This window comes from Shewanella sp. SNU WT4, from assembly GCF_006494715.1.
GTDB lineage: Bacteria > Pseudomonadota > Gammaproteobacteria > Enterobacterales > Shewanellaceae > Shewanella.
Window position 1 is genome coordinate 2,467,856 of record NZ_CP041151.1, and the last position, 13,034, is coordinate 2,480,889.

The window sequence follows — 13,034 nt, forward strand, 5'->3', positions numbered from 1 at the left end:
GTAAACTGTGGATCAATCCATTCACACCTGAGTCACTTAATTGTTAACAGCTTGATGTGTCTCAAATAGTTTACAGCCACTGCACATCCTGCGCGGGTTGCAAGCAAATCAAGGCGCGCTGGCCTTTAGGAACATCCGCATTGGGGAACACTATTACTTCAAATTGAGCTTCAACGACTACCGCTTGCTCATTATCAAACGCTAAGGTTGCGCCTTGCTCAAACCGGCTAAAATTGCATAAGTCTTTGGCAAAATTTAAGCGAAATCCATCATGCTGTTTCACTATGCTGCGACTGACCTGATAAATATTCATTTTGGATAAATCAAACTCATGATGAGTGCTAGCGACTGACTCACTAATAATGGCGCGGGTCGCATAGTCAAATTCAGCAAACTGACGTAAATCGTTCTGCCCCATAGGCAGCACCTTGCCAAGTTCTATGGTAAAAGCGTGCGCGTCAAATTCATGGGCAGAGAAATAACTAAAGGTGGTGGTTGGGCCATTATGCAGCAGCACAGTATCTATACCTGCTTGCTGTAAAAACTGCAGCTGCGCTTGATAATAAGGTTTGCTATCTGGATAAGGATAAATGGCAAATTGAGGATGAACTGAACCGCGAATAGCTGTGTGAAGATCATAATGCAGACGGTTACGCTCACCACTGGGGGCTTTAGCGTAAAAGCGACGAACATAACCTTCGAGCGCTTTGGCGCGGTGACGCTCTTTATTGACAAGACCCGGTTGACGCGAATGCTCGCCGCTAAATAAACGGTTTAGATTCTCTTCAACAATTCGAGTGCTGTGGTGGATCGCCTGCGGATTACCAAAGATAAATAACACCCGCTGCGCAACGGCTAATGTGCCATTCACAATATCGGCAATCATTTTATTACATAACTCAATCGGCGCAGTTTCGTTACCATGCACGCCACTTGAAAGCACTAGATCCGTGTGCGTTTGGCAAGTGACCGCTGGCTCAACCAGCAATACTCCGGTATCCCAAATACTGATGCGAGTTCCATTTTCTAACGTCACCGGGCCTTCAGCGCCCAGATAATACGGGTTAGCTAAGGTAATGGCTAAAAAATCATGAAAGGTCCGTAAGGTCTTTAACATGTTACATCCCTTGTATAATTATTAACTTATTGATTTAATTTCCTGCGAGAATACTAACACAAACTTAATGACTTTCGGGAGCCATCACGCAAAAACGCGTGATAAACCTAGAACCTAGTTGAAATTTTTCTCAGGTAGATGTATTGCAATTCATCTAACGCTTGCGCACTATCTAGCCATCTGGATGGTAAACCCACCACACATCAACACAATTAATTAACAAGGAGCCGGGTATGGCGCGTGCAACCTTTGGAGCAGGATGTTTTTGGGGCGTGGAATATTTTTTCAAGCAAATCGATGGCGTTAATCAAACTCGTTGCGGTTACATGGGTGGCAAGATAGAAAATCCAGAGTATCAACAAGTTAAAACAGGAACTAGCGGCCACGCCGAAGTAGTAGAAGTCGAATTTGATCCACAGCTAGTCAGTTTTGAGCAGTTACTCGCGATTTTTTGGGCTAACCATAACCCCACCACACTCAATCAACAAGGTGGAGATATGGGCAGTCAGTATCGTAGTGTCGTGTTTTTTCACGATAAACAGCAGAAACAACAAGCTGAAAGCGCTAAGTTTCAGCTAATGAAAAGTGGCCGGTGGGGAAGCCGCCAGATAGTCACCGAAGTGGTGCCTGTGTGCCATTTTTACCCAGCTGAAGATTATCATCAAAACTATCTTGAAAAAAATGAACTACCCAGCTGCCACATTTATTATGGTTAATTTGGGCTAATGCCTCTAACTCATGCCTGATGACGAATGGTGAGTGGCTTGCACAGCGCCCAAGCTGAGTTAATTAAGTTGAGTTGAGTTGAGTTAGTGTAAATACAGCGCAAAAAAATTGGCGCCATCTCAACGATGGCGCCAATCATAATTATCCATCCAAACAATGGCTCAATTAACCTTTAAGCGCATTATCCATGATGATTTTAGCTTCTTGTTGCAGTTGACTTAAATGCTCAGCACTCACAAAACTTTCAGCATAAAGTTTAAATAGTGGCTCAGTACCCGATGGTCTGGCGGCAAACCAACCATTGGACGTGGTCACTTTAAGTCCGCCGATGGCTGCATTATTGCCTGGCGCATGGGTTAGCACAGCTGTGATGTCATCGCCTGCGAGTTGGCTCACAGTCACGCAATCACTACTTACCTGACTAAAACGCGCCTTCTTCTTAGCATTAATTGGGCTATCGATACGCTGATAAACGCTAGTTCCTAACGCTTGACACAATTCATGGTAACGCTCAGCCGGCGTTTTACCGGTAACAGCTATGATTTCAGCGGCTAACAGTCCTAAAATGAAACCATCTTTATCGGTGCACCACGTTTGGCCATTGCGCTGCAACATACTAGCGCCCGCGCTTTCTTCACCACCAAACAAGATACTGCTATTGGCTAAGCCATCAACAAACCACTTAAAGCCCACTGGCACTTCCAGTAATTGCCGGCCATGCGAGGCGCAAATTCTGTCGATCATAGCGCTAGACACTAAGGTCTTGCCCACAGCCGCAGTACTTGGCCAATCAGGTCTATGACTCAGTAAATAGTCGATGGCAACCGCTAAAAAGTGATTAGGATCCATCAAGCCGCCAGTAACACTAGCGCCATCTGGACACACTATGCCGTGGCGATCAAAATCAGGATCGTTGGCAATACATACATCAAATTGGTTACGTGCAGGCACTACGCCAGCCATTGCCATGTTTGAAGAGCAGTCCATGCGCACTTTGCCGTCTTTATCTAACGGCATAAAGCTAAAGGTCGGATCGAGCTTGTCATTAATCACTGTAATGTCTAAGCCGTAATGCTTGGCAATCTTTGACCAATAATGTATGCCTGAACCACCGAGTGGATCAACGCCAATACGTACCTTGGCTTTAGCAATGGCTTGCATATCAATCACATCTTGTAACTGACTGATATACGGCGTGTACAAGTCACGATATTCAACACCGCCAGCACTGATGGCTAAGTGATAGTTTACCCGTTTAACCCCTTGCATTTGCTGCTGCAAATACAAGTTAGCTTTAGCTTCAATCCAAGCGGTAGCATGGCTATCAGCTGGTCCTCCATGGGGCGGGTTATATTTAATGCCGCCATCAGAAGGTGGATTGTGCGATGGCGTGATTATCAAGCCATCCATCAAATCGCTATTGCCATTCTCAAGTGCTTTTACATTGCGGTTATGGGCAACTAAATAGCGCGACACCACAGGCGTTGGCGTAAAACCATCATCTTGTTGAGCAATTACCACCACTTGGTTAGCCACTAATACTTCAATCACAGAACGAAAGGCGGCGCGCGATAAGGCGTGTGTATCTATGCCCACTAACATAGGCCCTAGCAGCCCCTGTTCACGGCGATAATCCACCACGGCCTGGGTGATAGCCCAAATATGCAATTGATTAAAGCTTGAATGCGCAGCGCTGCCTCTATGCCCCGAAGTGCCAAAGGTGACACGTTGACTGGCGTCATCCGCACTTGGCACGCGCGTGTAGTAATCAGCCATTAAGCTTAGTAAATCAATTAAGTCTTGCGCTTGTGCGAGCTGACCTGCTCTTGGATGTAATGCCACGGGGACTCCTTAAATCAATGCAGATATCTGCTGCGCTTGCTCTTCATCGCAGCCTAAATGCAGTAACACTTCTAGCAAAATATTTTGCTTTTTAGCGGTACTATTGTTGGTAGTAACCCAATAACCACTCTGGCCAATTTCTTTAGGGTTGGCGGTTTTACTGGCATCTAACAAGGCTTCTTTACTGACCGCAAAATACAAGCGGCCACGGCCTTGCACCTGTAATACTTGTGAGAAATGCGCAGGATACAGGCTGGCTAATTGCTCAAGCACATATAAGAAACGACCCACAGCCCCTTTTTGGGTGGCTAATGCATTGGCATCCACTACGTTTTCAGCACTAATTTTACCAAGCTTAGGGCTTGGAGTCGGCAGTTTGATTTCTACCTTTTCCTTAACAGGAACTTCTAAACTTGGCTCACTGATAGTTTGTGGCTCAATTAATTGTGATGATTCAGCAACCGTAGAGGTGATTTGCAATAAACGTCGCAATATATCGGAGGCACTTTCGCCAATGCGTTCCGTTTTGCTGGCAATAAAGCGGTATAAATCTTCATCTACCTCGATATATTTCATCTTTAATCGGTTCCTTGGTACAACAACGATCGCCTAAGCGCAGCTTGCGATCGCAAAAAATAGTAAGTGGCTCAGTCTAAGTGACTTATTAGCAAATGATAAGACCTAAGTGAGCAAAATATGCGGTCAATTGCATTAGCTGGCGAATTACTGCGCCACCTGAGCTCGGTTATGCTGACAAAACTTGTCAAATGTCCCTTAGCTAGTCAAAATGCGACGGCAGTCACAATGGAATTTTTATTATGCATTTTCAGGTTGCTGGTGAAGGTCAAGATCTTATCTTGATCCACGGCTTGTTCGGCAGTTTAGATAATCTCGCCAATTTAGGTAAGAGTTTAACTCAGGATTATCGCGTGTTTCGCGTTGATGTCGCCAATCATGGTGACAGTCCAAGTTTAGCGCCGATGAATTACCCGGCGCTCGCAGCGCAACTAATTAGTTTTATGGATAGCCACAATATCCAAAGTGCGGGCTTAATTGGTCACTCTATGGGCGGTAAAATCGCCATGGCGACAGCGCTAACCGCGCCTGAGCGCGTAAGCTCATTAGTAGTCGCCGATATTGCTCCTGTGGCTTATCCCCCGAGGCATAATGAAATTATTGCGGCGTTATCGAGTTTAGATGTCAGTCACATCACCAGTCGCCAGCAGGCCATAGCGCATCTGCAAGCCGCTGGTATTGATGAAGGCGTCATTCAATTTTTACTCAAGAATTTGCGCCGCGCTGACGTTGGCTTTTGCTGGAAAATGGATTTAGCCAATATCAAAAATCATTATGCAGAAATCATCACTTGGCCATATCACGAGCAGCAATATACAGGTCCCAGTTTATTGATACGCGGCGGCGATTCTGATTATGTAATACCAGAATATCGCGATGCGATTATTAGCCAATTTCCCACCATGCAAGCTAAAACCATTATGGCCACAGGCCACTGGCTACATGCGCAAAAACCTGAGGCTTTTAATCGTTTAGTGCAGCGTTTTTTAAGTGACAATGGCACTATGACTAACTTCTAACGACAGCCACAAAGATTGCCCAGACTTGGCGCTATTGCTGAAGATGACCTGAGTATGTAGGCGCAGGTCACATGCCATTAACGAGCGGTCTTGCTTGATAATTGAGCGCATTTATTGCTCGTCAGGTTTAATCACCCGTTGGAGTTAGAATAATAACCACAAAGCAGCTCTTAAGCGTATGCCAGTTCCTTGAGCTCGCTGAGATAAATATGGTATATTCCCGCCCTCTTTTGACCAAGGGTGTGGTTAACAAGGATTGATATGCTTGCTCAATATATGGAACAATTCGAAACGTTAGGATTAAACCTCTGTTTCGCAGCATTATTCTTCTTTATCGGTATGGCGATTAGGGACGTGCTGAAGCAAGGCCAAGTCCCTAAATTTGGTCAATATATCGTTTGGTTGGTATTGTTCCTTGGCTGTGCTGGCTTTATTGTCAAAGGTATTATCCAGATTAGCTGGGAAGGCTCGGGAATAGGTTAATTTAAAAGCAAAATGGCAAAAGAAGCATTAGATAGAACGACCATTGACCTGTTTGCCAATGAAAAACGTCGCGGAAGGCCGAGAACGAATCCCCTGCCCCGCGAGCAGCAGCTTAAGGTCAATAAACGAAATCAAATCCAGCGGGATAAAGCCAACGGATTAAAACGAATTGAGTTAAAGGTGTCACAAGATTTATATGACGCCTTGAACGAACAGGCTTTGGCCAGTAATATCAGCCGCAGCCAGTTAATCGAGTTAATCTTGCTTGAGCAAATCGACTGCTGACATTTTTAGCACCACGATATAGTGACATCGCGAACTGAACAATTAAAGGAAAGACAATGGCAACTGTAGGTCTTTTTTTCGGTAGTGACACAGGAAATACCGAAGCCGTAGCCAAGATGATCCAGAAAAAACTGGGTAAGAGCATGGTTGATGTCAAAGACATCGCTAAGAGCACCAAAGAAGAAATCGCTGAATTCGATTTACTGTTATTTGGCATCCCAACTTGGTATTACGGTGAAGCTCAATGTGATTGGGATGATTTTTTCCCTGAACTTGAGCAAGTAGACTTCAATGACAAGCTAGTAGCCATTTTTGGTTGCGGTGATCAAGAAGACTATGCAGAATACTTCTTAGACGCCATGGGCATGGTAGGTGATATCGTCCAAGCACGCGGCGGTATTATCATTGGTCATTGGCCAACTGAAGGCTATGATTTTGAAGCCTCTAAAGCCCAAGTGGATGACAAGCACTTTATTGGTCTGGGTATTGATGAAGACCGTCAACCTGAGCTGACTGAAAGCCGAGTAGATGCTTGGGTTAAGCAAATTTATGAAGAAATGTGCTTAGCCGAATTGGAAGACTAATCATACTTCCCTCTTGAAAGCGGCTTAGATGGCCGCTTTTTTGTTTTACTGCGATTTGCAGCCATTGCCTTAGTCGATGAATCCAACATGTCCTTAACACCTAACCCCAAGCATTGGGATATTTTTTGCGCTGTGGTCGATAACTACGGTGATATTGGTGTGACTTGGCGCTTAGCTAAGCAACTTGCCCATGAATACCAACTAGATATTACTCTGTGGGTGGATGACTTACATAGTTTCTCTCACATTTTACCGACATTAACCCCGCAAGCGGCTACACAAGTATTTAATAATGTCACTATTAAGCAATGGAATCAGCCATTAGATTTGCCCTATGTTGCGGGTGACGTGCTGATTGAAGCCTTTGCCTGCGAACTGCCAGAAAGTGTTAAAGCACAGCTATTAGCCCTTAAACAAACGCATCTGGCTAACCCACTCTCACCACCACCGCCATTGTGGCTTAATCTTGAATACTTAAGTGCTGAATCTTGGGTAGAAGGTTGTCATGCATTACCATCGATGCAAGCCAGCGGTTTAAAGAAGTACTTTTACTTCCCAGGCTTTACCGATAAAACTGGCGGGCTAATTTGTGAGCATCATTTATTTAATGAACGCGAGCGTTGGCAAGCTGATAGCCATAATAAAATGGCGTTATTTAGTGAACTTGGTTTGAGCGGTATCCATGCGGATGATTTCATTATCAGCGTGTTTAGTTATGAAAATCAGGCGCTGCCGGCCCTTTGCGAGCTTTGGCAAGATGGCGCAAACAAGGTTCATCTACTCATCCCCAAAGGACGCAGCTTAAATAGCTTAAGTGCATGGTTAGACACTGCCATTGATGACTTAGTCCCCGGCGAGCATATTGAACGCGGCCAATTAAGCGTCCATATCTTGCCAATGACAGATCAGCAAGGCTATGACCGTCTCTTATGGAGCTGCGACTTTAATATAGTTCGCGGTGAAGATTCATTTTTACGGGCACAATGGGCAGCAAAACCCTTTATTTGGCATATTTATCCGCAAGAAGATGACTATCATCTCGTAAAATTAGAAGCTTTTATGCAACTTTACTGCGATAATCTGCCTCCAGAAATTGCGGGTTCTTGGCGAGATCTAACGCTTTCCTTTAATCAAGAACAGCAATCAGCGGTAACTTACCACTGGCAACAACTTAATCAGGCCAATTTGCCCTTGTTACAGCATGCTAAACAATGGCCAATTGACGCAATAAACACAGCAGATCTTGCGTCTAGACTAGTGAATTTTGTCGAAAGTCGTTAAGATACAGGGCTGTAATACCAAAGCCAAAATATAGGAAATTTAGTAATGAAAACTGCTCATGAAATCCGTCCAGGTAACGTGATCATGTTAGATGGCAGCCCATGGGTTGTACAGAAAACTGAAACAACTCGCTCAGGCCGTAATGCTGCTATCGTAAAGATGAAGTTAAAGCACGTGCTGATCGATTCAGGCACCGAGACCACCTTCAAAGGTGAAGACAAGATGGACGTTATCGTATTAGAACGTCTGGATTGTACTTACTCTTACTATGCTGACCCTATGTATGTATTCATGGATTCTGAATACAACCAGTATGACGTTGAAGCTGATAACATGGGCGATGCTGCCAAATTCATCGTTGACGGCATGGAAGAAACTTGCTCTGTAACCTTCTACGAAGGCAAAGCAATTTCTGTTGAAATGCCAACAACTATCATCCGAGAAGTAGGTTATACCGAACCTTCTGCCCGTGGCGATACTTCTGGCAAGGTAATGAAGCCTGCTAAGATCATCGGTTCTGACTTAGAAATCATGGTTGCTGATTTCGTTAAGACTGGCGACATGATTGAAATTGACACTCGTACTAGCGAATTCAAAAAGCGCGTATAATTCGAGTCAATATTTAAAAGCCAGCTTATGCTGGCTTTTTTATTGCCTTATTTTTGTAGATTGCTGTATTTTTCGTGCCACCACGCCCTATTCCCCCCGAATGAACTTAGCATACCGTTACCTCAGCAATCTAGTTAGGCCAATACCACTCGTATGGCTAAATTTGAATTGCTAGATTCAAATGGCTTAACTTGAATGAGATATAAACTGCCATCATTCACTATTGCCCTAACTTGCTGTATTCAAAAACAATGAACTTGTTTTCCAGTACTCGCTACCCAGCATGTAAACTTCTGATATTAATCTGCGCGCCTTAAATTAGCACTTCAGAGATAGGCCTCGCATAACATTTCCTCACTTGAACACTATTTTAGCGATAAGAAAATAAGCGATAGGTAATTCAAACATGGTTAAATCATTAATATAAATTTATATTCAAGATATATAAATAGTAGGTTAGTTTTATACCTTGCCGTTTACTCACATCAGTGTCACTGACATTAATTTCAAGAAAATTGGTTTTGTACAATTTAGTATCGTAAAAAAATGTTGTATAAATTACAACCAATACAAAAACCAGCACCACAAAATTTAAGCAAAAAAAACGGCTCGCTAGGAGCCGTTATATTAAGCAGAGCTTATCTGTATTAGGCTAATAGTAAGAAGCCAATACAAGCAAATGCGGCACATATTAGCGTATAAGGTAATTGAGTTACCCCATGGCTAACCAGGTTACAACCTGAACCTTGAGCGGCTAATACCGTTGAATCTGAATAGAAACACGCTTGCGAGCCAAATGATGATGCTGATAATAATGCACCTATCACTAAGGGAATATTGGCATCTACCGCTTGAGCTAACGGCATCACGATTGGAATTGATACCGCAAAAATACCCCAGCTAGAGCCTGTCGCAAAGGCTAATAACGCCATGGCAATAAATACTACGGCCGGTAATAATTGTGGCGTCATAAACGGGCTTAAGCTTTCAATCACGTATTGCGGCAGCATTAATTGATCGCAGACATCTTTAAAGATGAATGCCGCAATTACTGTGCTTATGGCTGGCAGCATGCTCTTGAAACCATCAATCATCTGCTCCATCATTTCAGCTAACGTCATCAAGCGCTGCACTGCATAATAAGGCAAAGTCACAGCTAACGTGGCTAATAGCCCCATCCAGACGTCAATGCCGAAATAAACGGTAAAGCCCACCAGCAACAAAATAGGAACGAAGAAGTTATGCAGTTGCCCTTTGGCATCGGCATTTTCAAACTCTTCTTCCATGGCCTTAATGGCATATTCATCAGAGGTTTGTACTGAATCAAGATCCATTTGCGCAAGCGCTGGGTGCCCTTGAGCGGCTGCCAGTTGGGCTTTTTTCATCGGTCCAAAGGCTGGTACTATCCCTAAGATAACTAACAACACCATAGCCACAGCAAACCAGGCATACAGCATATAAGGGATGGCTTGCATATAGACACTAATGGCCTGACCTTCAGGTGCAATACCATTATCGACGAGTAAACCACCAAAGAATACCGCCCACGTTGATAACGGCACTAACACGCAAATTGGCGCAGCGGTTGAATCCACGACATAAGCTAACATCTCGCGTGAGATTTTAAACTTATCAGTCACGCGTTTCATGGTAGAACCAACAGTCAAGGCATTAAGATAATCATCAATAAAGATAATTAATCCTAATACGAAGGTCATCAGTAATGAGGATTTCGGGCCTTTAGCAAATTTAAGCGTTGCCCGGCCAAATGCCATGGCCCCCCCAGTTCTCACCAATAACGAAATAAGCGCGCCAAAACCGCCACACACTAAAATTAACCAACCTATGGTTTCATCGCCCATCACGTTCAGTGAAATTTTAGCAAAACTTGGCAATATCTGTGCTGGGTCAATTAATGACAAGCCAACTAAGGTACCAATAACTAAAGCTAAAATTGGACGACGTAGCCAAATGGCTAACACTAAAACCACCGCGGGTGGAATAAGACTTAACGCTGTCACTTCAGACATGCACTTAGGTCCTCAAATAAACGCCTGAAATAGGCTAAGGTGAGTAAAATACAGCGTAATATCGCTGTTATTTCTGCTTTCAGTGGGGCGTAGCTTGATTCAGATCAGAATTATCCGATGCTGCAATTGTCAGCCTTATAAAACATCGCGCAAAAAATAAAACGCATTGACGATTGAGTCAATATTTAATTAATAATTGCTGATAATATTTTAAATATAATGCCTGCTGAATATAAAGTGCCACTAGCTGATTGTGAGATAGATCGCACTTTGTCGCTGTGCTATTTATAAGCAACTACACAGAGGTTAATTTATATTCGGCCAAATATGATCAAGTCAACTCAACCAACGGCAAAGTTGCTTATTAATTAGTCAGCGACCTAATAATATATCTGTGTCTTCCGCCCATTATCACCAACAACTATTTTACATTTTGTCGATAATAATGTTTGCCTTAAGCATGAATGGATGGCAGCAGAATATTTTACTATCTGCGCCACATAAAACCGCTTAAATAATCAAAAAACACTTTCAACAGGCTAAGAATTTAGTTAATGTGCTGAAATTATAATTAAATCTGGCATGCGGCGAGGTAACCATGCGTCCCATCATCAAATCCAACAAATTAGATACGGTTTGCTACGACATTCGTGGCCCGGTTCATAAAGAAGCAAGACGGCTTGAAGAAGAAGGCCATCGCATTCTAAAACTCAATATTGGTAACCCTGCCCCGTTCGGATTTGAGGCACCAGAAGAAATCGTCCGTGACGTGATCTTGAACTTACCGAGCGCCCAAGGCTACTGTGAGTCAAAAGGATTATTTAGCGCCCGTAAAGCGATTGTGCAGCATTATCAAGCTCAAGGTATTCGTGGCGTCGATATCGAAGATATCTATATTGGTAATGGCGTGTCGGAGCTTATCGTCATGGCCATGCAAGGCCTGCTGAATAGCGATGATGAAGTATTAATTCCAGCGCCTGATTATCCGTTATGGACAGCGGCGGCCAATTTAGCTGGCGGTAAAGCCGTGCATTATCGCTGTGACGAAGAAGCCGATTGGTTTCCTTGTTTAGACGATATTAAGGCCAAAATTAGCCCGCGCACCCGCGCCTTAGTCATGATTAATCCCAATAACCCAACTGGCGCCGTGTATAGCGAAGCCATGATTTTGGAATTGATTGAGATTTGTCGCCAGCATCAGCTAATTTTATTTGCCGATGAAATTTACGACAAAATTTTGTATGACGGTGCCAAACACATTCCAGCCGCCAGTTTGTCCGATGATATTTTAACTGTCACCTTTAATGGCTTATCTAAGTCTTATCGCGCCGCCGGTTTCCGGGTGGGTTGGATGATGTTAACTGGTAACTTAAAGGCTGCTCAAAGCTATATTGATGGCTTAGATATGCTTGCTTCCATGCGTTTATGTGCCAACGTGCCTAATCAGTACGCCATTCAGACCGCATTAGGTGGCTATCAAAGTATCAATGAACTGATTTTGCCAAGTGGTCGCTTAACCGTGCAGCGCGATGTGTGTATTGATTTACTCAATAGCATTCCTGGCGTTAGCTGTAAAAAGCCTAAAGGCGCCCTATACGCCTTCCCTAAACTTGATATTAAAAAGTTTAATATCAGGGATGATGAGAAGCTGGTGTTGGATTTACTGCGTGATCGCAAAATCCTCTTAGTTCATGGCTCAGCATTTAACTGGCCAGAACCTGATCACTTACGCGTAGTCTTCTTACCTTGGAAAGAAGACTTGCAAAAAGCTCTAACAGAATTCGGTAGTTTCTTAGGTAATTATCGACAATAACAAACAGCGACTTCGGTCGCTGTTTTGCTATTGGCTGCTCGCTGCGATACTCTGCAATTAACAGACTAGATAAGGATACCTATGAGCCATTTCTTTGCCCACATGGCCAGAATGAAGTTAATTCAGCGTTGGCCATTAATGCACAATGTCCGCACCGAAAACGTGCAAGAGCATTCACTTCAAGTCGCTATGGTGGCCCACGCGCTAGCCGTGATCAGCAATCAATACCATCAAGCGCAATTTGACCCTTACCGCGCCGCCACTATCGCCATTTACCATGACGCCAGTGAAGTACTCACGGGCGACTTGCCAACACCGGTTAAGTATTTCAACAAAGATATTGAAGCTGAATATAAAAAGATTGAGGCCATCGCCGAAACCCATTTACTCAATATGCTGCCGGAATTACTCCGCCCAGATTTCGAATCTTTATTAGTCACTAGCCACATACCGCCTGAATACAAGGCCTTAGTAAAATCAGCAGATACCTTATGCGCCTACCTTAAGTGTTTAGAAGAAAGCCGCGCCGGTAATGATGAATTTTTTACTGCCAAACGCCGCCTTGAAGAAAGATTGACCCAAGACCCTTTACCTGCGGTGCAAGACTTCATTCAGTTATTTATTCCAAGCTTTAGGCTCAATCTCGATCAAATTAATCAGATGTTATAG

At 43.7% G+C, this 13,034-nt stretch carries 13 protein-coding genes; 9 read left to right on the plus strand and 4 right to left on the minus strand.

Annotation, left to right across the window (positions count from 1 at the left end; genetic code table 11):
- Window positions 1-70: 70 nt before the first annotated feature.
- Window positions 71-1,117 (minus strand): succinylglutamate desuccinylase, encoded by a 1,047-nt coding sequence (gene astE, locus FJQ87_RS11075; RefSeq protein WP_140932679.1) that lies wholly within the window; start codon window positions 1,115-1,117, stop codon window positions 71-73.
- Window positions 1,118-1,350: 233 nt separating this feature from the next.
- Between astE and msrA the strand changes: the two genes are divergently transcribed.
- A complete protein-coding gene (msrA, locus tag FJQ87_RS11080) occupies window positions 1,351-1,833 on the plus strand; it encodes a peptide-methionine (S)-S-oxide reductase MsrA (RefSeq protein ID WP_140932680.1) in 483 nt (160 codons plus the stop codon).
- 175 nt (window positions 1,834-2,008) lie between these two features.
- Here the strand turns inward: msrA and pgm are convergent, their stop codons facing one another.
- Window positions 2,009-3,685, minus strand: coding sequence for a phosphoglucomutase (alpha-D-glucose-1,6-bisphosphate-dependent) (gene pgm / locus FJQ87_RS11085; protein WP_140932681.1), 1,677 nt, complete (start codon window positions 3,683-3,685; stop codon window positions 2,009-2,011).
- A 9-nt stretch (window positions 3,686-3,694) separates the two neighbouring features.
- A complete protein-coding gene (gene seqA, locus FJQ87_RS11090) occupies window positions 3,695-4,261 on the minus strand; it encodes a replication initiation negative regulator SeqA (RefSeq protein ID WP_140932682.1) in 567 nt (188 codons plus the stop codon).
- 242 nt (window positions 4,262-4,503) lie between these two features.
- Between seqA and FJQ87_RS11095 the strand changes: the two genes are divergently transcribed.
- From FJQ87_RS11095 to efp, 6 genes are all read left to right on the plus strand, one after another.
- Window positions 4,504-5,280, plus strand: a complete 777-nt coding sequence (locus tag FJQ87_RS11095; protein ID WP_140932683.1) for an alpha/beta fold hydrolase — start codon at window positions 4,504-4,506, stop codon at window positions 5,278-5,280.
- Between the two features lie 261 nt (window positions 5,281-5,541).
- Window positions 5,542-5,763: a DUF2788 domain-containing protein gene (locus tag FJQ87_RS11100; RefSeq protein ID WP_140932684.1), complete on the plus strand. Its 222-nt coding sequence runs from the start codon at window positions 5,542-5,544 to the stop codon at window positions 5,761-5,763.
- A 12-nt stretch (window positions 5,764-5,775) separates the two neighbouring features.
- Window positions 5,776-6,048: a LexA regulated protein gene (ybfE, locus tag FJQ87_RS11105; RefSeq protein ID WP_140932685.1), complete on the plus strand. Its 273-nt coding sequence runs from the start codon at window positions 5,776-5,778 to the stop codon at window positions 6,046-6,048.
- A 56-nt stretch (window positions 6,049-6,104) separates the two neighbouring features.
- Window positions 6,105-6,632, plus strand: a complete 528-nt coding sequence (gene fldA, locus FJQ87_RS11110; protein WP_140932686.1) for a flavodoxin FldA — start codon at window positions 6,105-6,107, stop codon at window positions 6,630-6,632.
- An 87-nt stretch (window positions 6,633-6,719) separates the two neighbouring features.
- On the plus strand, window positions 6,720-7,913 hold the full coding sequence (gene earP / locus FJQ87_RS11115) for an elongation factor P maturation arginine rhamnosyltransferase EarP (RefSeq protein ID WP_140932687.1): 1,194 nt from the start codon (window positions 6,720-6,722) through the stop codon (window positions 7,911-7,913).
- A 45-nt stretch (window positions 7,914-7,958) separates the two neighbouring features.
- Window positions 7,959-8,522 carry an elongation factor P gene (gene efp, locus FJQ87_RS11120; protein ID WP_140932688.1) on the plus strand — a complete coding sequence of 188 codons (564 nt, stop codon included), beginning with the start codon at window positions 7,959-7,961 and terminating at the stop codon, window positions 8,520-8,522.
- A 647-nt stretch (window positions 8,523-9,169) separates the two neighbouring features.
- Here the strand turns inward: efp and FJQ87_RS11125 are convergent.
- Entirely contained in the window at window positions 9,170-10,552 is a 1,383-nt protein-coding gene (locus tag FJQ87_RS11125; protein ID WP_140932689.1) for a Na+/H+ antiporter NhaC family protein, read from the minus strand.
- 598 nt (window positions 10,553-11,150) lie between these two features.
- On the opposite strand from FJQ87_RS11125, the gene FJQ87_RS11130 reads away from it, so the two are divergent.
- Window positions 11,151-12,365: a pyridoxal phosphate-dependent aminotransferase gene (locus FJQ87_RS11130; protein ID WP_140932690.1), complete on the plus strand. Its 1,215-nt coding sequence runs from the start codon at window positions 11,151-11,153 to the stop codon at window positions 12,363-12,365.
- An 81-nt stretch (window positions 12,366-12,446) separates the two neighbouring features.
- On the plus strand, window positions 12,447-13,034 hold the full coding sequence (gene yfbR, locus FJQ87_RS11135; RefSeq protein WP_140932691.1) for a 5'-deoxynucleotidase: 588 nt from the start codon (window positions 12,447-12,449) through the stop codon (window positions 13,032-13,034).

What these genes read in the sequence shown, in the direction of transcription:
- fldA (WP_140932686.1), top strand. Translation starts at nt 6,105, where the DNA reads ATGGCAACTGTAGGTCTTTTTTTCGGTAGTGACACAGGAAATACCGAA.
- FJQ87_RS11125 (WP_140932689.1), bottom strand. Translation starts at nt 10,552, where the DNA reads ATGTCTGAAGTGACAGCGTTAAGTCTTATTCCACCCGCGGTGGTTTTA.
- yfbR (WP_140932691.1), top strand. Translation starts at nt 12,447, where the DNA reads ATGAGCCATTTCTTTGCCCACATGGCCAGAATGAAGTTAATTCAGCGT.
- ybfE (WP_140932685.1), top strand. Translation starts at nt 5,776, where the DNA reads ATGGCAAAAGAAGCATTAGATAGAACGACCATTGACCTGTTTGCCAAT.
- FJQ87_RS11100 (WP_140932684.1), top strand. Translation starts at nt 5,542, where the DNA reads ATGCTTGCTCAATATATGGAACAATTCGAAACGTTAGGATTAAACCTC.
- msrA (WP_140932680.1), top strand. Translation starts at nt 1,351, where the DNA reads ATGGCGCGTGCAACCTTTGGAGCAGGATGTTTTTGGGGCGTGGAATAT.
- FJQ87_RS11130 (WP_140932690.1), top strand. Translation starts at nt 11,151, where the DNA reads ATGCGTCCCATCATCAAATCCAACAAATTAGATACGGTTTGCTACGAC.
- efp (WP_140932688.1), top strand. Translation starts at nt 7,959, where the DNA reads ATGAAAACTGCTCATGAAATCCGTCCAGGTAACGTGATCATGTTAGAT.
- astE (WP_140932679.1), bottom strand. Translation starts at nt 1,117, where the DNA reads ATGTTAAAGACCTTACGGACCTTTCATGATTTTTTAGCCATTACCTTA.
- earP (WP_140932687.1), top strand. Translation starts at nt 6,720, where the DNA reads ATGTCCTTAACACCTAACCCCAAGCATTGGGATATTTTTTGCGCTGTG.
- FJQ87_RS11095 (WP_140932683.1), top strand. Translation starts at nt 4,504, where the DNA reads ATGCATTTTCAGGTTGCTGGTGAAGGTCAAGATCTTATCTTGATCCAC.
- seqA (WP_140932682.1), bottom strand. Translation starts at nt 4,261, where the DNA reads ATGAAATATATCGAGGTAGATGAAGATTTATACCGCTTTATTGCCAGC.